Source organism: Pseudomonas syringae (assembly GCF_001698815.1).
Classification (GTDB): domain Bacteria; phylum Pseudomonadota; class Gammaproteobacteria; order Pseudomonadales; family Pseudomonadaceae; genus Aquipseudomonas; species Aquipseudomonas syringae_A.
Genome location: NZ_LGSI01000012.1, coordinates 18895 through 37440, shown reverse-complemented (window position 1 = coordinate 37440; position 18546 = coordinate 18895). Strand labels below are relative to the sequence as shown.

The 18546-nt window shown below is 59.7% G+C and carries 16 protein-coding genes; 9 read left to right on the top strand and 7 right to left on the bottom strand.

Annotated features, from left to right (window positions below; translation table 11 throughout):
* The first annotated feature begins 21 nt into the window (after positions 1 to 21).
* The 6 genes from dusB to AFK24_RS03090 all read left to right on the top strand — a co-directional run bounded on the left by dusB (position 22) and on the right by AFK24_RS03090 (position 8225).
* Entirely contained in the window at positions 22 to 1035 is a 1014-nt protein-coding gene (gene dusB, locus AFK24_RS03115; protein WP_065831845.1) for a tRNA dihydrouridine synthase DusB, read from the top strand.
* A complete protein-coding gene (gene fis / locus AFK24_RS03110) occupies positions 1032 to 1352 on the top strand; it encodes a DNA-binding transcriptional regulator Fis (RefSeq protein WP_020292698.1) in 321 nt (106 codons plus the stop codon). Before dusB ends, fis begins: the two co-directional genes overlap by 4 nt.
* Before the next feature lie 207 nt (positions 1353 to 1559).
* Positions 1560 to 3167 (top strand): bifunctional phosphoribosylaminoimidazolecarboxamide formyltransferase/IMP cyclohydrolase, encoded by a 1608-nt coding sequence (purH, locus tag AFK24_RS03105; RefSeq protein ID WP_065831844.1) that lies wholly within the window; start codon positions 1560 to 1562, stop codon positions 3165 to 3167.
* A 157-nt stretch (positions 3168 to 3324) separates the two neighbouring features.
* Positions 3325 to 4620: a phosphoribosylamine--glycine ligase gene (gene purD / locus AFK24_RS03100; RefSeq protein WP_065831843.1), complete on the top strand. Its 1296-nt coding sequence runs from the start codon at positions 3325 to 3327 to the stop codon at positions 4618 to 4620.
* Positions 4621 to 4764: 144 nt separating this feature from the next.
* Positions 4765 to 7554 (top strand): hybrid sensor histidine kinase/response regulator, encoded by a 2790-nt coding sequence (locus tag AFK24_RS03095; RefSeq protein WP_065831842.1) that lies wholly within the window; start codon positions 4765 to 4767, stop codon positions 7552 to 7554.
* Between the two features lie 74 nt (positions 7555 to 7628).
* Positions 7629 to 8225: a MarC family protein gene (locus AFK24_RS03090; protein WP_020292694.1), complete on the top strand. Its 597-nt coding sequence runs from the start codon at positions 7629 to 7631 to the stop codon at positions 8223 to 8225.
* A 22-nt stretch (positions 8226 to 8247) separates the two neighbouring features.
* On the opposite strand, the gene AFK24_RS03085 is transcribed toward AFK24_RS03090, so the two are convergent.
* The 7 genes from AFK24_RS03085 to cobG all read right to left on the bottom strand — a co-directional run bounded on the left by AFK24_RS03085 (position 8248) and on the right by cobG (position 15278).
* A complete protein-coding gene (locus AFK24_RS03085) occupies positions 8248 to 8913 on the bottom strand; it encodes a hypothetical protein (protein ID WP_065831841.1) in 666 nt (221 codons plus the stop codon).
* Positions 8906 to 9610, bottom strand: a complete 705-nt coding sequence (locus tag AFK24_RS03080) for a hypothetical protein (RefSeq protein WP_065831840.1) — start codon at positions 9608 to 9610, stop codon at positions 8906 to 8908. Before AFK24_RS03080 ends, AFK24_RS03085 begins: the two co-directional genes overlap by 8 nt.
* A 67-nt stretch (positions 9611 to 9677) precedes the next feature.
* Positions 9678 to 10475 (bottom strand): hypothetical protein, encoded by a 798-nt coding sequence (locus tag AFK24_RS03075; protein ID WP_065831839.1) that lies wholly within the window; start codon positions 10473 to 10475, stop codon positions 9678 to 9680.
* A gap of 388 nt (positions 10476 to 10863) precedes the next feature.
* Positions 10864 to 12576: a precorrin-3B C(17)-methyltransferase gene (gene cobJ / locus AFK24_RS03070; RefSeq protein ID WP_065831838.1), complete on the bottom strand. Its 1713-nt coding sequence runs from the start codon at positions 12574 to 12576 to the stop codon at positions 10864 to 10866.
* Positions 12576 to 13310: a precorrin-2 C(20)-methyltransferase gene (locus tag AFK24_RS03065; protein ID WP_414705926.1), complete on the bottom strand. Its 735-nt coding sequence runs from the start codon at positions 13308 to 13310 to the stop codon at positions 12576 to 12578. The genes cobJ and AFK24_RS03065 overlap by 1 nt, the downstream gene beginning before the upstream one ends.
* Positions 13307 to 13933, bottom strand: coding sequence for a precorrin-8X methylmutase (locus AFK24_RS03060; RefSeq protein WP_065831837.1), 627 nt, complete (start codon positions 13931 to 13933; stop codon positions 13307 to 13309). The genes AFK24_RS03065 and AFK24_RS03060 overlap by 4 nt, the downstream gene beginning before the upstream one ends.
* Positions 13926 to 15278 carry a precorrin-3B synthase gene (gene cobG / locus AFK24_RS03055; protein WP_080482024.1) on the bottom strand — a complete coding sequence of 451 codons (1353 nt, stop codon included), beginning with the start codon at positions 15276 to 15278 and terminating at the stop codon, positions 13926 to 13928. The genes AFK24_RS03060 and cobG overlap by 8 nt, the downstream gene beginning before the upstream one ends.
* Positions 15279 to 15408: 130 nt before the next feature.
* Here cobG and AFK24_RS03050 point away from each other — a divergent pair, with 130 nt between their 5' ends.
* The 3 genes from AFK24_RS03050 to AFK24_RS03040 are packed head-to-tail and all read left to right on the top strand — an operon-like array spanning position 15409 to position 18463.
* The gene (locus AFK24_RS03050; protein WP_065831835.1) at positions 15409 to 16611 is read left to right on the top strand and encodes a bifunctional cobalt-precorrin-7 (C(5))-methyltransferase/cobalt-precorrin-6B (C(15))-methyltransferase; all 1203 of its coding nucleotides are present in this window, start codon (positions 15409 to 15411) and stop codon (positions 16609 to 16611) included.
* Positions 16611 to 17705: a cobalt-precorrin-5B (C(1))-methyltransferase gene (locus AFK24_RS03045; protein ID WP_065831834.1), complete on the top strand. Its 1095-nt coding sequence runs from the start codon at positions 16611 to 16613 to the stop codon at positions 17703 to 17705. The genes AFK24_RS03050 and AFK24_RS03045 overlap by 1 nt, the downstream gene beginning before the upstream one ends.
* Positions 17705 to 18463 carry a cobalt-precorrin-6A reductase gene (locus AFK24_RS03040; RefSeq protein WP_065831833.1) on the top strand — a complete coding sequence of 253 codons (759 nt, stop codon included), beginning with the start codon at positions 17705 to 17707 and terminating at the stop codon, positions 18461 to 18463. The genes AFK24_RS03045 and AFK24_RS03040 overlap by 1 nt, the downstream gene beginning before the upstream one ends.
* Positions 18464 to 18546 lie beyond the last annotated feature (83 nt).

Here is an 18546-nt window from a genome sequence, read left to right as displayed (position 1 = left end):
GCCCCCACAACAGGCACACCTATGTCGGCGGTACGCATCGGTCCGTATACATTGCACAATGGCTTGATTCTCGCCCCCATGGCGGGCGTCACCGACCAGCCCTTTCGTCAGCTCTGCCGCCAACTCGGCGCGGGTCTGGTGGTTTCGGAAATGGTCACCAGTGACATGAGCCTGTGGAACAGCCGCAAGTCGCGGCTGCGCATGATCCACGAAGGTGATCCCGAGCCGCGCTCGGTACAGATCGCCGGTGGTGACCCGCAAATGCTCGCCGACGCCGCGCGCGCCAACGTTGAACTGGGCGCGCAGATCATCGACATCAACATGGGATGTCCGGCGAAAAAAGTGTGTAACAAGGCGGCGGGTTCTGCGCTGTTGAAAGACGAGCATCTGGTGAACGAGATCCTGCAGGCAGTGGTTGCCGCAGTCGATGTGCCGGTCACCTTGAAGATACGCACCGGCTGGGACCGGGCGAACAAGAATGGCCTGACGATTGCGAAAATCGCCGAGCAGGCCGGGATCCAGGCGTTGGCCGTCCATGGACGCACCCGTGCCGACCTTTACACCGGTGAAGCCGAATACGACACCATCGCTGAAATCAAGCAGGCGATGTCGATTCCGGTATTTGCCAATGGCGACATCGATTCACCCCAGAAAGCCCGGCACGTCTTGCACGCGACCGGCGCCGACGGACTGTTGATTGGCCGGGCCGCTCAAGGGCGTCCATGGATTTTTCGCGAAATAGAACACTACCTGCGAACCGGCGAGACATTGCCGACTCTGCAATTAAGTGAAGTGGAACGCATTCTGCTAGAGCATTTGGCAGCGCTTCACGTTTTCTATGGCGATGTGCTTGGCGTGCGTATTGCGCGCAAGCATGTCGGCTGGTATCTCGCAACCTTGCCGGGCGCCAGGGAGTTTCGCGCCCACTTCAATCGTTTGCAGGATACAGAAGCACAGTGCGCCAACGTCCGCGAGTTTTTCAGCGAACGCTACGAAAGCCCGGATGCAGGGAAAGAAGAAGAGGTGGCCGCATGACGATGATGACCGAGACTTTAGTGAGTGGAACAACACCCGTGAGCGACAACGTCAATTTGAAACAGCACCTCAACACGCCGAGCGAAGAGGGCCAGACCCTGCGCGGCAGTGTCGAGAAGGCGCTGCACAATTATTTCGCCCACCTCGAAGGCGCTCCCGTCACTGACGTCTACAACCTGGTGTTGTCGGAAGTCGAGGCGCCGCTGCTCGAAAGCGTGATGAATTACGTCAAGGGCAACCAGACCAAAGCGTCCGAGCTGCTGGGCCTGAACCGCGGCACCTTGCGCAAGAAACTCAAGCAGTACGATCTGCTTTAAGCATTCAAGACAAAAAGGCGGCCCACCTCAGGGTGTTTGAACACGTAGCGAGCGAAGGCAAGACAAGGCAAAAACAGGCGAGGAAGCGGAGTTTAGGCCCCTAAATTCCGAGCCTGTTTTTAACGCAGTATTGTCGAGCGAAGCAGTGTTCATACAGCCTGACGTCGCCTTTTTTGCTGACAACCTTCGCTTTTGATGGAAATTGAGATGACCGACCAGACCACACGCCTGCCGATCCGCCGCGCCCTGATCAGTGTTTCCGACAAGACGGGAATCCTCGAATTTGCCCGCGAGCTGGAAGCCCTTGGCGTCGAGATCCTTTCCACTGGCGGCACCTTCAAGCTTTTGAAGGACAACGGCGTCGCAGCGGTAGAAGTTGCCGACTACACCGGTTTTGCGGAAATGATGGACGGTCGGGTCAAGACCCTGCACCCGAAAATCCACGGCGGCATCCTCGGTCGTCGCGGTATCGACGACGCCATCATGAACGAGCACGGCATCAAGCCGATCGATCTGGTCGCGGTCAATCTCTACCCCTTCCAGGCCACTGTCGCCAAGCCAGGCTGCGACCTGCCGACCGCCATCGAAAACATCGATATCGGCGGCCCGACCATGGTCCGTTCTGCGGCAAAAAACCATAAAGACGTAGCCATCGTGGTTAACGCCAGCGACTACAGCCAGGTGCTGGAAAGCCTCAAGGCTGGCGGCCTGACGTACGCACAGCGCTTCGACCTGATGCTCAAGGCATTCGAACACACCGCGGCCTACGACGGCATGATCGCCAATTATCTGGGCAGCATCGACCAAACTGCTGAAACCCTGTCGACCTCCGGCCGCAGCGACTTCCCGCGCACCTTCAACAGCCAGTTCATCAAGGCGCAGGAAATGCGCTACGGCGAGAACCCGCACCAAAGTGCAGCGTTCTACGTCGAAGCCAATCCTGCCGAAGTGGGCATCGCCACTGCGACCCAGCTGCAAGGTAAGGAACTGTCGTTCAACAACGTGGCCGATACCGACGCCGCGCTGGAATGCGTGAAAAGCTTCGTCAAGCCAGCCTGCGTCATCGTCAAGCACGCCAACCCGTGCGGCGTTGCGGTTTGCCCGGACGCTGAAGGCGGCATCCGTCAGGCTTACGAACTGGCCTACGCCACCGATACCGAATCCGCGTTCGGCGGCATCATCGCCTTCAACCGCGAGCTGGACGCTGCAACCGCCAAGGCCATCGTCGAGCGTCAGTTCGTGGAAGTGATCATCGCCCCAAGCGTCAGCGCCGAAGCCCAGGCCATCGTCGCCACCAAAACCAACGTGCGTCTGTTGACCACCGGCCAGTGGGCTGCCGAACGTGCAGCGGCCTGGGACTACAAGCGTGTCAACGGCGGTCTGCTGGTGCAGAGCCGCGATATCGGCATGATCGGCGCCGATGACCTGAAAATCGTCACCCAACGCGCGCCGACCGAACAGGAAATCCACGACCTGATCTTCGCCTGGAAAGTCGCGAAATACGTCAAGTCCAACGCCATCGTCTACGCCCGCAATCGCCAGACCATCGGCGTCGGCGCCGGCCAGATGAGCCGCGTCAACTCGGCACGTATTGCCGCGATCAAGGCCGAACACGCCGGTCTGCAGGTCCAGGGTGCTGTGATGGCCTCGGACGCATTCTTCCCGTTCCGCGACGGCATCGATAACGCGGCCAAGGTCGGCATCACCGCAGTCATCCAGCCAGGCGGTTCGATGCGCGACAACGAAGTGATTGCCGCGGCTGATGAAGCGGGCATTGCGATGGTGTTCACCGGGATGCGCCATTTCCGCCATTGATCAATGGCACCCGTGGGATGCGAGCTTGCTCGCGAAGAGGCCGGTACAGTCGACGCATCATTAAATGCCGACACATCGCCTTCGCGAGCAAGCTCACTCCCACAGGAACCGGTTGGCAGCTCCCCTCTACAGAATTAGCGTCATCGAGGTTTTTGAAATGAATGTTTTGATCATCGGCAGCGGCGGACGTGAACACGCTTTGGCCTGGAAAGTTGCCCAGGACCCACGCGTCGTGAAGGTTTTCGTTGCCCCTGGCAATGCCGGCACCGCCATCGAAGCCAAGTGCGAAAACGTCGCCATCGACGTGCTCGCCCTTGAACAACTGGCAGACTTCGCAGAAAAGAATGTTTCGCTGACCATCGTTGGCCCGGAAGTGCCGCTGGTCGCAGGTGTTGTCGATCTGTTCCGCAGCCGTGGCCTGGATTGCTTCGGCCCTACCGCTGGCGCTGCCCAGCTGGAAGGCTCCAAAGCATTCACCAAGGATTTCCTGGCTCGCCACAAGATCCCGACTGCCGATTATCAGAACTTCACTGAAATCGAGCCCGCCCTGGCTTACCTTCGTGAAAAGGGCGCGCCAATCGTCATCAAGGCCGACGGCCTGGCTGCGGGCAAAGGCGTTATCGTCGCCATGACCCTGGTCGAAGCTGAAGACGCGGTACGTGACATGCTGGCCGGCAACGCCTTTGGTGAAGCGGGTTCGCGTGTGGTCATCGAGGAGTTTCTCGATGGCGAAGAAGCCAGTTTCATTGTCATGGTCGACGGCAAGAATGTCCTGCCGATGGCCACCAGCCAGGATCACAAGCGCGTCGGCGACGGCGACAGCGGCCCGAATACTGGCGGCATGGGTGCTTATTCCCCAGCCCCGGTGGTAACCGCCGAGGTGCATCAGCGTGTGATGGATCTGGTCATATGGCCGACCGTCCGAGGCATGGCTGACGAAGGTAATATTTATACCGGCTTCCTCTATGCTGGTTTGATGATCGACAAAGCTGGTAATCCGAAGGTTATCGAGTTCAACTGCCGCTTTGGCGATCCGGAAACCCAACCCGTGATGCTGCGCTTGCAGTCCAGCCTCGTGTTGCTGGTCGAGGCGGCATTGGCGCAGGCACTGGATAAAGTCGAAGCGCAATGGGACCCTCGCCCAAGCCTGGGCATTGTTCTGGCCGCTGGCGGTTACCCTGGCGATTACGCGAAGGGCGCAGCGATCAAGGGTCTGGACGACGCAGCGCAACTGTCGGGTAAGGTGTTTCATGCCGGCACCGCGTTACAGGATGGTCAAGTGGTGACCAGTGGCGGCCGCGTTCTGTGTGCGACAGCCATGGGTGACAGCGTGGGCGATGCGCAACAACAGGCGTATGCGCTGGCAGCAAAGATTGATTGGGAAGGTTGTTTCTATCGCAGTGACATTGGCTATCGCGCCATTGCACGCGAGCGCGGTGAAGAGCAGGAATAAGGCCGTCAGGCAACCAGAGCCGGGCGCAATCCTGCGGGGCGAGACAGATGACTCGCCCCGCAATTGGTCCGATTGTTCGAATTTTTCTGGTTATTTCAGCACCGCGCAGGGTTATCAGGCATTCATCTACGAAGGGATTTCGCCGTGCGCTGGCTCAGGATTGCCAAAAGATTAACCGTCGGGGTGCTGACCCTGCTCTTCATGCTGACTGCGCAAGCGGAGCAGAGTGCGGGCTGGTCAACCTTGCTCGACAGCCAGGCGGATCTGCAACTGAGCGATATCCGCTCGGCACGCTTCGAAAACGCATTCAGCCCCATCGATCTGTCGCATATCACCGCAGCGGATCGAAACAGTGCGCTATGGCTGCACTATCGTTTGCAACCCAACAAGCACGAACAACTGCTGCGTATCTTCGCACCGGATCTGGCCAGCCTGGACATGTATGTCCTGGACGGCGAGCAGATGGTCGACCATTCGCGCACCGGCAATGAGGTTCCGCGCCAAGACCAACTGCTGCATTCCCGAGACTTCATGTTGCCGTTACCTCAGAGTGACGTGCCCCTTGATCTCTACTTGCGTCTGGTTTCGACTCAGCAACTGCGCCCCAACATCACGCTGCAACCCGCAATCGAAAGTGCTGCCGATGAACGTGAACCCTTTCTATTCGGGCTTTTGTTCGGTTCGCTGGCAATGCTGATCCTGCAAAATCTGACCCGCTACGGCCACACACGATCCCCCAGCAATCTCTGGCTGGCAGCCTGCGAGGCGCTGCTGGCGTTGAGTGCGATTCTGCTGCTCAACCTGCTGACGCCTTGGCTCAATACCTGGCATATCCCCCAGACACCCAGCGCGCACCTTACCCTGTTGCTCGCGGCCATTACCGGGCTGATGTACGCCTATTGTTTCTTCCACCATCGCAAGGTCGTGAAGCTGGACCGCTGGTTGCTGGGCAGCCTGCTGGTCATTGCGCTGGGGGGTTTGCTGATTCTGTTCGTCGACACCTTGCCGCTTAACCTGCTGACCTTCGGGCTAGTCAGTCTGGCGACCCTGAGCATCCTGTTTGTCTCGGCGTATCACTGGCAGAAAGGCTACTGGCCAGCGCGGCTGTTCGTGGTTTCAATAATCACGTTCAATATTGGCTGCCTGATCATTCTGCCCGCGTTGCTGTGGCTGACGATGATTTCCCCGCAATGGCTGATTTTCACGTTGCTCGGCGTGTTTTGCGTGAGCGGCTTGCTCATGAGCATCGCACTCAGCGAGCGGCATCGCAGCATCACCGAAGACAACTTCAGCATCAGCCGTGATCAAGCCGCCAGCACCGCGGAAATAAACGCCAAGGCGGAATTCCTGGCCAAGATCAGTCACGAAATCCGCACCCCCATGAACGGCGTGCTGGGCATGACCGAATTGCTGCTGGGCACGCCACTGTCGGTCAAGCAACGCGATTACGTGCAGACCGTGCACAGCGCTGGTAACGAACTCCTCACGCTGATCAACGAGATTCTGGACATTACCAAGCTGGAATCCGGCCAGATCGAGCTGGACGACGTGCAATTCGACCTCAGTGCACTGATCGAAGATTGCATGAATATCTTCAGGGCCAAGGCCGAACAGCAGAACGTCGAACTGATCAGCCTGATCCAGCCGCAAGTGCCCAGGGTGATCAGTGGTGACCCGACCCGCTTGCGTCAGACCGTATTGAGCCTGCTGGAAAACGCCCTGAAGAAAACCGACGAAGGCGAAATCCTCGTGGTGGTCGCCCTCGACTCACGCGCTGGTAAACCACGCCTGCGTATTGCCGTACAGGACAGCGGCGAACCACTGGCGCCTAGTGAGCGCGACGCCCTGCTGCATGCGGAACTGCACAGCAAGAATTTCCTGGCCGCGAGCAAGCTTGGCGGTCACCTGGGATTGGTCATTGCCCGACAGTTGATCCTGCTGATGGACGGCGAGTTCGGCATCCAGACCGGTAGCAGCCAGGGCAGCACGTTATGGCTGAGCCTGCCACTGGACGCTGATCGTCTGGAGCAGCCGCCGCTGGACATGGACAGCCCGCTCAAAGGTGCGCGCGTGCTCGTGGTTGACGACAACGACACCTGCCGCAAAGTGTTGGTCCAGCAATGCACCGCCTGGGGCTTGAACGTTAGTGCGGTACCCTCGGGCAAGGAAGCGCTGGCGCTGCTGCGCACCAAGGCGCACTTGCGCGATTATTTCGATGTGGTCCTGCTCGACCAGAACATGCCCGGCATGACCGGTATGCAGCTGGCGGCCAAGATCAAGGAAGACCCAAGCCTGAACCACGACATCCTGCTGATCATGCTCACCGGCATCAGCAACGCGCCGAGCAAGATCATCGCGCGCAACGCCGGGGTCAAGCGCATCCTTGCCAAACCCGTGGCCGGCTACACCTTGAAGACAACGCTGGCGGATGAACTCACCCAGCGCAATAAAGGTGCAAGCCCGCAGACCATTACGCCGGTACTCAACACTCCGATCAACGTGCCCAGTGACTTCCGCATTCTGGTGGCTGAAGACAACAGTATTTCAACCAAGGTCATTCGCGGCATGCTCGGCAAGCTCAATCTGCATCCCGATACGGCCAGCAACGGCGAAGAAGCACTGCGGGCAATGAAAGCCCAGCGTTACGATCTGGTCCTGATGGACTGCGAAATGCCGATCCTCGATGGTTTCTCTGCCACTGAACAGCTGCGCGCTTGGGAGGTCGGCAATCAGCGTGTACGCACCCCGGTAGTCGCACTGACCGCGCACATCCTGACCGAACACAAGGATCGCGCGCGTCAGGCTGGCATGGACGGCCACATGGCCAAACCCGTCGAGCTGTCCCAGCTGCGTGAACTGGTGGAGTTCTGGGTTGCCCAGCGTGCCAAGACTCATGCACTGACCTCCGACAGCGACCTTTATCAGCAAAACTGACAATCCACAGCAAGGCAGCGCTTGCTGCCTGATAGACTCCCCTCGTCCTTATTCTGCTGCCGCGAGCCCAAGCCATGCTCCACGTGTTGTTCAGCGTTTACCTGAAGATGCTGGTGCTTTATAGCCCGTTCTTCGTCCTGTCCTGCTTCATCAGCCTGACCCGCGGTCATTCACGCAAGGAGCAACGGCGGCTGGCCTGGAAAGTGGCCCTGGCGACGCTGGTTTCCAGCGTGCTGCTGTATTTGTTCGGGCGGGTGATCTTCAGTGTGTTCGGCATCACCGTCGACGCTTTCCGCATCGGCGCCGGCAGCGTGCTGTTTATCTCCGCGCTGGGCATGGCCCAAGGCAAGTCGGCGGTGCAGACCGACAATGTGCAGCAGGACATGACCATCGTGCCGCTGACCATCCCGCTGACCGTCGGCCCCGGCACCATCGGCGCACTGCTGGTCATGGGCGTGAGCCAGCCCCATTGGGACGACAAACTCACTGCGATCCTCAGCATCGCCCTGGCCAGCCTGACCGTTGGCGTGGTGCTTTACCTGTCCAACCACATCGAACGGGTATTGGGCGACCAGGGTTTGCAGATTGTCAGCCGCCTCATGGGGTTGTTCGTCTGCGCGTTGGCCGCGCAGATTATCTTTACCGGTGTTCGGGGTTATCTGGTGCCGTGAAGATCGAGGCCCCTGATTTGGGTTACCCACCCCTTGATTGGTTGGTCTGTGACAGGCTCTCGAAATAAATCCTGGAGTACCTTTCCAGCCCCTTGGTCACCTTGGCGCGGTAGGGTTCGTAGGCTTGAGCGGAATAACGGTAAGCGCCGCCGTCCATTCTTACCGTCATGAGGGACTCAGGGCGTTGCAACCAGGAGCCGTCCGTTACCGCTGTCTGCATCTGCATGCCACACACCATGACATCAATGGTCCCTGTCACATCCTTGTGGCAGGGGACAACTTGAAAACTTTCGCTTTGACCGACGCTGAACGAGTCCTCAAAAAAGGTCTGAACCTGTTGGCTTTGCAGAAGGGTGTTCAACGCGGCATGGGCAAGGTCAGATAATTCCTTGTTACCTGATGCCTGAATCGCAGTACGAGCAACATCAAGCAGCTCACGACGCTCTGTTATTGCAACGACGTTATAGGCCAGCGCACCGCTCAGTTCGAAACCGTTGTTGAATAACCCGGCCTGATAGTAATTGATCCACCTGCGCCAGGCTTGTCGACGGTCACTCTTGCGGTCGGCCCTGATTTCCGAGTAGTTCAGGCAGTCGAGGATATCGACACGTTCCTGCTCAGACATCCCGGACGAAAACGAAACCAGGCTCTGACCTGACAACAGGATATTGGATTGACTATCAGTCATCTGAAGCCTCCTCCGAAGCCTCACAGGATATCGGCAGTATCATTCCTTCCCTTTTGTCTGCCAGAAATGCCTGGATTTTTCCAACAAGGTGCTTATTGTCTGCGTGATTCCATTCACGCTGGCGGAAACGCACCTGAACGTCATCGACAAGCGAGGCCTCAGGAAATGTCTGGTGCCATAGGTCATGCCCGACCTCGCTTGTAGTACCAAATATCACGAACAATGAGGACAGCCGAAGACCCGGGTCCAGAAGATCTATCTGAAGGAAAACATCTGTACGGCCCGGAACCTCTGCCGAAGCTTTCACTGTTTGCTGACGAAACAACAGCGATGCCTGATTGTCCTCAGCAAGACTGCCGATGCAGGTCATCATTTCTTTGACTTCTTCGACCTGCTTGCTTGCCAGATACTTCGACAAAACTTTTTCGACTAACACGCTAATACTAATACAGAGGTCACTCTGCGGTGGGCCCACATCACCTTCATAATCAGAAGTCGTCCACTTCAACTTCAAGACGGCTTGGTCAAAATATTCAAACCAGGCGGCTGACGGATCGAATCGAGAGACTTTGGTGTCGGCATAAAGCTGGAAAAACAATAACGAATCTAGAACATCCTTCATCACTGGCGGGGGAATCCCGGCATCGCTGGAGAGCAAACTCCCCACAACCAGCTTCTTCGTATTAATAACGACCATAATTAGATTCCAAAGCAAGCGAATGAAATGTACGGACCACCCTTGGGTGGCCCATGCATTTATGTCGTTATTTCAGGCCAGCAAAAAAATCTTCAGCATTGCCATCAAGATAATCCAGGACACGTTGTTTATTACGCTCATAAGTGCCCTGGCTGAAATTTACGCCTTTAGCGATATATTCCAGCTTCAACTTGGACACCGACCATTTCCAGAAAAGCGCTCCGCCTGAATCAGTGGAAGACTCACAATGGATGGCCAATAAATAGGTGACCGGAATACCTTGAGCAGACTCCAGGCAAGGCATGATACGAAATGTCGAGCTGGTGCCTTTTTTACGATTACGGTCAAACAGCTCCATCGCTGGTTTATTTTTTTGCAGTTTGTCCAACACAGTGGTCACCAGCTGGATAACGACTTGCGCGTTAGGCCCGGCTACAGCGCTGATCAACTCCAGAACCACTGAATCCATGGTTACGTTCACGTTCGACGAAGTGTATTTATCGGACCGATCCGCAACCAAGAGCCATCCGGCGTGTTTGAGCGCACCTGCATACTGTTTCGTCCATTCAACCACGTCTTTACTAATGTCTACATTTTGGCTGGCAACCGCCTCCGCGAATTCGACCCCAAGCATAACGGCTTCACGATTTTGCGCGCTCACGCCATCAGCAAAAGCAATGACTGCAGGGGCACTTTTACTAACTTCTGCATCGTTGCCAGTGTCAATCCCGCTTTCAGTGACATCGGCAGCCATCAGTGCCTGCGGAGCGGACTTGCGATGTGCACGCTCGATGAGCGGTAAGCCACTGAAATAAGCATCACACTCTTCAGCCGTAGGAAAAGACAGTTGTTCGTTAAGATTCATCATGCGTTCCTTGCATAAGTTTTTAGTTAGCGGCTCAACTGGCCACGCCTTAAAACTAGTCGCTAACCGCGACAGCATCAACTCATCACATAAGGCCAGCTATTTCAAGTTACTACCCACTAATGAACATACAACCAGCAAGCCACCACACCCACTTCCGCCCGCAACGACTGAATTGTATTGTTTTCATTCACTCGGGGAGTTAAAGGCCTTCCGACAAACAGGAAAGAACAGCGGATTTATATCCAGCAATCTTACTGGAGGCGTCCAGCAATTCCACAACACGTGGGTGACGTTTCCGAAGGTTGAATATGATATTTCTTACAACTCCTCGTCCATTCTCGAGCCACTTATACCCGAGAATGGACAAGCGCTGTCAGATCAACTGTTAATCGGGACTGCCGCCCGGCTTTTCCCCATACCAACGCGGCGTATACACCCAGGTACCGCCATCGGCACGCGGAAACACACAGGTCGTCGAAGAGCCGATCAATACCATGGTGCGCATGTCGACCTGCTCCGGCGTCAATTCGCCCAAGGTGATGATGCGCAAAGTCTGGCCCGGACGGCCGATGTCGCGACCCAAGGTTACCGGCGTTTCAGGCGTGCGGTGCTGGCGGACGACTTCCAGCGCGCGGCCCAATTGCCAAGGGCGCGAACGGGAAATCGGGTTGTAGAACGCCAACGCGAGATCGGCTTGGGAGGCCAGGTCCAGACGCTTTTCGATGACGTCCCACGGCTTGAGGTTGTCGGACAGCGACATCACGCAGAAATCATGGCCCAACGGCGCGCCCGCTTGCGCAGCGGTCGCCAGCGAGGCGGAAACCCCCGGCAGGATTTCCAGTTCGACCGTATGCCATTGCGGGTCGCTTGATTCGTGCAAGGCTTCCAGCACCGCCGAGGCCATGGCGAACACGCCGGGATCGCCCGACGACACGACCACCACGCTGCGCCCCGACGCCGCCAGTTCGAAGGCATGTCGGGCGCGCTGCATTTCTTCGCGGTTGTCGGTGCAGTGCAACACTTGATCGGTGCGGAACGGCCCGGCCATGCGCACGTAGGTTTCGTAGCCGAGCACGTCATTGGCGCGGGCCAGTTCGGCCTTGACCGCAGGCACCATCAAATCAGCAGCACCGGGACCGAGGCCGATGACCGCCAGCCTGCCGCGCCCGCGACCAATTTGCTCGACATCCAGCGGCTGCGGGGCGACGACAATGGCCAGGTCTTCGCTGATGCTGATGGGCGGCAACAATTGCAGCACGGCTTGCGCTGCCATTTCGCTCGCGCTGGCTGGCGCCACGAAACGGATGGGCACCGCCAGTTCGGCAGCGGCCTGATGCAGCAGCGGGTCAGCCATTTGCGTGGCGGGCGCCAGCAGGCACGCCAGGGATTGCACGGCGATTCCGGCCTCATGCAGCGCAGCGCGAACGCTGGCGACCAACTCCGGCAGCGTTGCACTGAGGGCCACGGCAACGCTGCGCGGGTATATCAGCAGTTCATGTTCCGAAGGCGCGCGCTCGGCGCTGCCTACGTGAATCGCCAACTGCGCCTGATCATCTTCGGGCAGTTGAGCTTTGGCCAGCCACGGCGCGGCACCTTCGATGCGCACGCTTTCGCCGGAGAGCAAATCAGAGACGAAGCGCTTGCCCAGCTCCAGATCGCCCAAGGCATAACCAGCCGGGGGATTGAGCAGGCAGGTGCCGAAGCGCAATTCGCCGCTGGTGGTAATGGCCGCCGTAATACCCAAACCGGCGGCGATTTCCCGAGCCATGACGTTGACGCCACCCAGCCCGCCCAACAGTGGCACGACGGCGCTGCCGTCTTCGGCGACTGCCAGCACAGCCGGTTCAGCGCCTTTTTCCAGCAACAGCGGCGCGAGGGTGCGGATGACAATTCCTGCCGCGCACAGGGCAATGATCGGCGTGTCTTGTTGATAAATCTGACGCAAGGTGGCGCCGAATTCGCTGTAGGTCCGGTCTGCGCCCTGAACCCGATCCACGAGGCCGTAAATCACTGCGCCAAGGTAAACCTGCTGAATTCGCCGTGCCGTGGCGAGGCTACCGTTGCCGAGAATGACAATCGCCGGAGTGTTATGCACCATCAGCCTTGCCACCTTTCGCCGGGAACGATAATCAGCGAGAAGTACGGCGAGGACATGGGTTCAACCTGATCCAGTGGCACGATTTTCTGATTGGCCATGGTGGCACGCTCGACATACAGCGCGCGCTCGGCGAGGCCGAGTTCTTCCAGCACCAACCGGACTTTCGGGAAATTGCGGCCCAGCTTCATGATCACTGCGGCGTCGGCGTCGGCCAGTTTGCGCTTGAGTTCTTCATGGGACAGCACGCCGGACAACACCGACAAACTCTGATTGCGGTACACCAGCGGCGCGCCCAGCACCGAAGCGCCACCGAGCATCGAGCAAACACCCGGAATGACCTGCGCTTCGTAACGGTCTGCGAGACGATCGTGCAGGTACATGTAGGAACCGTAGAAGAACGGGTCGCCTTCGCAGATAACGGCGACATCACGACCGGCATCCAGATGCGCGGCCACGTCGGCGCTGGAGGCATCATAAAAATCGCTGATCACTTGCTCGTAGGACATCGGCGCGGGCAGCGCTTCGGTGGTGACCGGATAGACCAGCGGCATCAGCGTCTGGGCGTCCTGCAAATGACCTTCAATGATGCCGAAGGCGTTGCCTTTTTTACCCTTGGCGACGAAATAGGCGATCACCGGCGACTCACGCAGCAGGCGAAGCGCCTTGACGGTAATCAGTTCCGGGTCGCCGGGGCCGACGCCCAGGCCAATCAATCGACCGCGTGCCTGCATCATTCGATCTCCGTGGCCAGCGCGTTGACCGCAGCCACCGCCATGGCGCTGCCGCCGCGACGGCCCTGCATGATGACGAACGGCACGCCACGGCTGTCAGCGGCGAGCATCGCCTTGGATTCCGCTGCGCCGACGAAGCCTACCGGGAAGCCGAGGATCAACGCCGGTTTCGGTGCGCCAGCGTCGAGCATTTCCAGCAGATAGAACAGCGCGGTCGGCGCGTTGCCGATCACTACGACACTGCCTTCCAGATGCGGACGCCACAATTCCAGCGCCACGGCGGAGCGGGTGTTACCCCGTTCCAACGCCATTTCCCGCACACCTTCATCATGCAGCGTACAGATGATCTGGTTATTGGCAGGCAACCGCGTGCGGGTGATGCCTTCGGAAACCATGCGCGCGTCGCACAGGATCGGCGCGCCCGCCGCCAAGGCATCGCGCCCGGCCTTGCCCGCTCCGGGCGAAAAGCGCAGGTCTTCGATGACCTCGACCATGCCGCAGGCATGAATCACGCGCACGGCGAGTTTTTCCAGATCCGCCGGAATGGTGTCCAGGCGCGCTTCCGCACGGATGATCGAGAAGGAGTTGCGATAAATCTCCTGCCCGTCGCGGATGTAATCAATCATGGGTGCTGCTCCGTGAGTCGGCGATCAACAATGCGCCGACTGCTTCAATAGTGAGGTCACGCGCCTGCAGAACGCCGAAACCGGGTTGTGCAGCATCGCGAAAATACAGGTCGTAATGGCCGGCGGACACCGCCAGCAAGGTCACCGGCGCGCGATGGGCCGCCGCGCAGGAACGCTGGCACGCCGTCAGATGCACGGCTCGGCTGAGGCCATTGTTTTGCAATTGCGCGGCCAGGATTCGGGCATCGCCCTTGGTATCGGCCAGGCCTTTGCTGCAATCGGTGGAGCCGGTGCAGGCAATCAGCTGCGCCAAGGCCTGCCCGGCGGAACACAGCAGCCCCGCCGCTTGCAGCCTCGCTAGCACGTAGGGCGCCTGTTCTGTCGGGATGTTGGGCAACAGCACGCTTTGCCAAGGAGTAAAACGCACGCTGCCATCGCCCGTTTCAGCGGCCAGCTGCGCAATGGCGGTGAGCATTTCAGGACCCAGTCGGCCCAACGGCGCCACGCCACTGACGGCTACTTTGTCGGTTTCACGCTGCGGATAAATGCCGATGTGCTGATTGGAGGCGATAGCTGGGCGACGCCAATCGGTTATTTTTTGATCAGTCCGCAGCGCTACATTCAAGCGCTTCGCCAACTGCTCGAGCAGCTGTTCAACCGGTATTTCCGCCAGCAACTGGCGCATCCGCACGTGCTCGGGCCGCGCAGTATCCAGAAACAACTCCAGCACGGCCAGTACCAGTTCCAGCCCATGCTCAACGGGAACAGCAGCCAAGGGCGAATCCTGCGCCGGACAACCGGCAAAGCCGAAGGCCAGCAAGGTTTCACCCTCCATCTGCATCGCACAAAGCCATAGATCGTGGGGATGTTCGAGCATCACCAGGCCTTCGCCGCCATCCAGCGATAGGGCGAACTTGGGTGACAGGTCGTGAAAGCGCGTATTGCTTTCCAGTGCCGCGAGGATTTGCGTCGCCAACGGACGCGTATCGAACAACATGTGTGGATCAAGCCCGGCGCTCGGGCTGAGCATCAGGTTGCGCACGTCGTCGCTGTCCAGGTTACTCGGCCCGAGGCCAGCACCCAGCAGTGTCTGGATCAACGCGTCCTGCTGCTCGCCGATGCCGCGAATTTGCAGGTTGCCGCGATTGGTCGCTTCGATCACCCCGTGGGCGTACCGCTGCGCAGCCTGAGCAACGGCCAGCGCTTGCGTTGAACTGATCGAGCCGCCCGCCAGTTTGATCCGGCAGATGCCGCCGTCCAGCGCCGGGACGATACGCAGCAACCCCGGACAGGCCGAGGGGCGAAGAGGTATCGAAGTCGGGCGAGCGGGCGTCGGCTCGGTCAATGGATCACCATGGCTGGAACTGGACTGCACGTGAATAGGCCACTTGTGCCGCTTGGGCGCGGTATTATGCCTGCTTTGTCCGCAGGCATGAAAAGCCGCTCTGTCGGAAGACTCAGATTGAGGGAATTAAATGTCGCCTTGGCTGACAGTCGTGGGAATCGGTGAAGACGGCTACAAGGGCCTGGGCAAGAACGCGCGGCATGCTCTGCTGCGCGCTCATCAGGTATTTGGCGGCCCGCGCCAGCTGGATTTGCTGCCCCCGTGCATTCAGGCCGAACGTCGCGCCTGGCCGAGTCCGTTTTCCCTGAATCCGGTGCTGGAGCAGCGCGGCGCCGAGGTCTGCGTGCTGGCCAGCGGCGATCCGATGCTGTTTGGCGTCGGCGCGAGCCTGGCCCGCGTGGTCGATATCAACGAAATGCTGATCCTGCCTGCGCCCTCTTCGTATTCCCTGGCCGCCGCGCGTCTGGGCTGGCCGTTGCAGGAGGTCGTCACGCTGTCGGTGGTGGCGCGTCCATTGGCCGCACTCAATGCGCAGTTTCATAACGGCGTGCGTTTACTGGTCCTCAGCAATGATGGCAGCAGCCCTGCGGCCATTGCCGGTTTGCTGCGCGAGCGCGGTTTTGGCCCCAGCCGCATGACGGTGCTGGAACATCTGGGCGGAGCCGCCGAGCGGCGCATCGACGGACTGGCCAGCGAATGGGCCAATCCGGACATCGCAGCGCTCAACGTGGTGGCCATTGACTGTCGCGCCGATGCTCATGCCTTGCGGCTGTCACCGCTGGCCGGCTTGCCGGATGCCGCATTCGAGCATGACGGCCAGCTGACCAAGCGCGACGTGCGGGCGATTACGTTGGCGCGACTGGCGCCGGTGCCCGGGGAACTGCTCTGGGATGTTGGCGCTGGTTGCGGCTCCATCGGCATCGAGTGGATGCGCGCCCATCCAAGCTGCCGCACGCTGGCGATTGAAGCGGATGAAGGCCGTCAGCAATTGATTGAATTCAACCGCGACGCGCTGGGCGTGCCAGGCCTGCAATTGGTGCGCGGCAGTGCACCGACTGCGCTGGCGGGGTTGGAGCGACCCGACGCGATCTTCATCGGCGGCGGCGTCACGCGTCCCGGCGTGCTCGATACGTGCTGGCAGCAGCTGCGTTCCGGCGGGCGACTAGTCGCCAATGCCGTCACCCTGCAAAGCGAAGCCACGCTGATGGCCTGGCGCGAGCTGCATGGCGGCGAGCTGACGCGCATTCACATTGCCCACGCCAAACCCTTGGGCGATTTCGATACCTGGCGCCAGGCGCTGCCGATCACCCTTCTGGATGTGGTCAAACCCTGATGCGCGACGAAACCGCCGAACAACCCGCCCCGCTACGCAGCGGCTTGACCACCGGCAGTTGCGCCACGGTGACCAGTCTGGCGGCGGCGCGCTTGTTGCTCGCCGGTCAGGCAAGCGACGCGGTGCACATCGTCCTGCCCAAGGGCAAACAGGTGCAGATGCGCCTGGAGTTCTGCCGCCTGTGCGCTGACGGGGCCGAAGCCGGAACCCTCAAGGACGCGGGTGACGACCCGGACGTGACCCATGGCGCATTGGTGTATTCCAAAGTGCGACTGCTGGACATTCCCACCGTAAGTTTTATTGCTGGCCCAGGCGTCGGCACGGTCACGCGCCCCGGCCTGGTGCTGAAGGTCGGCGAACCGGCGATCAATCCGGTGCCTCGGCGGATGATGATCGAGCACCTGCAAAGGCTGGCTGACGAGTTGGGTTACAGCGGCGGCTTTGAAATCACAGTGAGCGTCGAGGGCGGCGAAGCGCTGGCGCTGAAAACCATGAATCCGCGGCTGGGCATTCTCGGCGGGTTGTCGATTCTGGGCACCAGCGGCATCGTCCGGCCGTTTTCCTGCGCGGCCTACATCGCCTCGATCCATCAAGGCATCGACGTCGCCAAGACCAACGGCTACCTGCATATCGCGGCCTGCACCGGCAACGCCAGCGAAGACACCATGCGCCGTTATTATCAGATGCCGGACATCGCCTTGATCGAGATGGGTGACTTCATCGGCGCCGTGCTCAAGCACCTGCGCAAGGTTCCGGTGAACAAGCTGAGCATCTGCGGCGGCTTCGGCAAGATCAGCAAACTCGCGGCGGGTCATATGGATCTGCACAGCCGCCACTCCAGCATCGACCTGCCGCAACTGGCGCGCTGGGCCGCAGATGCCGGTGCCGATGACGCGCTGCAACAGGCGATTCGCGAGTGCAATACCAGTCAACAGGCACTGGCCATCAGCGCCGCGCTCGGCATTGCGTTGGGCGATGTCGTCTGTCAGCACGCGCTGGCCTTCGCCCGCAGCGTGGTGCCAGCGCAAGTTCAGGTCGAAGTGTTCGCCATTGATCGCCAGGGTGGCATCGTCGGTCAGGCGGGAGTCCTCTGATGCAGCGAGTGTTATTGCTTGGCGGCGTCGCCGATGCTCTGGCGATTGCCCGCACGCTGGGGCCGCAACATATTTATAGCCTGGCGGGCGTTGGGCGGGTGCCGACTGATCTGACCTGCGAGGTGCGCGTCGGCGGTTATGGCGGGGCTGAAGGCCTGGCGCGGTTCATTGTCGAACAAGGCATTGATCTGCTGCTGGATGCGACCCATCCCTACGCCGCGCAAATCAGTCATAACGCCGCCAAGGCCGCCCAACTGAGCGGCATTTCTTGCTGGGCCTTGCGCCGTCCTGCATGGCAAGCCGGACCGGACGATGACTGGCGCGAAGTCAGCGACTGGGCCGAATTGATTCAGGCGCTGGAACCCTTTCATCGACCTTTATTCACCTTGGGCCGCGAGCCGTTGCAGCATCTGGATGAAATCCCGCCTCATCAGTTCTGGACCCTGCGAGCCCTGGAAAGCACCTTGCGCGACTTGCCTGACCACCCGCGCTGCGAAGTGCTCGGCGCGCGCGGGCCGTTTCTGCTGGATGACGAGCGCGCTCTTTTTGTGGAACGCGGCATCGACGTACTGATCAGCAAGAACAGCGGCGGCAGCGCGACTGAGGCCAAGCTGGAAGTGGCCCGGGAGTTGAAAGTGCCGGTGTTGATAGTGAAGCGGCCGCCGCTGCCTGAGGTGGATCGGGAGTTTGGGTCGGTGGAGGATTTGCTAAACGCTCTTGATGAGGGGCAAGCCGCCAGCATTTCGACCCGCCCGTAGGAGCGGCTTCAGCCGCGAGGAATGCGCTCCCGGCTGAAGCCGGTCCTACGGCAAGGCGGTGCCATGCGACAGCGCGCCGCGCT

Excerpts from the sequence above, each read along its gene's own strand:
- AFK24_RS03065 (WP_414705926.1), bottom strand. The coding sequence starts at position 13,310 with ATGATGCAGGCACGCGGTCGATTGATTGGCCTGGGCGTCGGCCCCGGC.
- AFK24_RS03075 (WP_065831839.1), bottom strand. The coding sequence starts at position 10,475 with ATGAATCTTAACGAACAACTGTCTTTTCCTACGGCTGAAGAGTGTGAT.
- AFK24_RS03085 (WP_065831841.1), bottom strand. The coding sequence starts at position 8,913 with ATGACTGATAGTCAATCCAATATCCTGTTGTCAGGTCAGAGCCTGGTT.
- purD (WP_065831843.1), top strand. The coding sequence starts at position 3,325 with ATGAATGTTTTGATCATCGGCAGCGGCGGACGTGAACACGCTTTGGCC.
- AFK24_RS03045 (WP_065831834.1), top strand. The coding sequence starts at position 16,611 with ATGCGCGACGAAACCGCCGAACAACCCGCCCCGCTACGCAGCGGCTTG.
- AFK24_RS03080 (WP_065831840.1), bottom strand. The coding sequence starts at position 9,610 with ATGGTCGTTATTAATACGAAGAAGCTGGTTGTGGGGAGTTTGCTCTCC.
- cobJ (WP_065831838.1), bottom strand. The coding sequence starts at position 12,576 with ATGGTGCATAACACTCCGGCGATTGTCATTCTCGGCAACGGTAGCCTC.
- dusB (WP_065831845.1), top strand. The coding sequence starts at position 22 with ATGTCGGCGGTACGCATCGGTCCGTATACATTGCACAATGGCTTGATT.
- AFK24_RS03050 (WP_065831835.1), top strand. The coding sequence starts at position 15,409 with ATGTCGCCTTGGCTGACAGTCGTGGGAATCGGTGAAGACGGCTACAAG.
- fis (WP_020292698.1), top strand. The coding sequence starts at position 1,032 with ATGACGATGATGACCGAGACTTTAGTGAGTGGAACAACACCCGTGAGC.
- AFK24_RS03090 (WP_020292694.1), top strand. The coding sequence starts at position 7,629 with ATGCTCCACGTGTTGTTCAGCGTTTACCTGAAGATGCTGGTGCTTTAT.
- purH (WP_065831844.1), top strand. The coding sequence starts at position 1,560 with ATGACCGACCAGACCACACGCCTGCCGATCCGCCGCGCCCTGATCAGT.
- AFK24_RS03040 (WP_065831833.1), top strand. The coding sequence starts at position 17,705 with ATGCAGCGAGTGTTATTGCTTGGCGGCGTCGCCGATGCTCTGGCGATT.
- AFK24_RS03060 (WP_065831837.1), bottom strand. The coding sequence starts at position 13,933 with ATGATTGATTACATCCGCGACGGGCAGGAGATTTATCGCAACTCCTTC.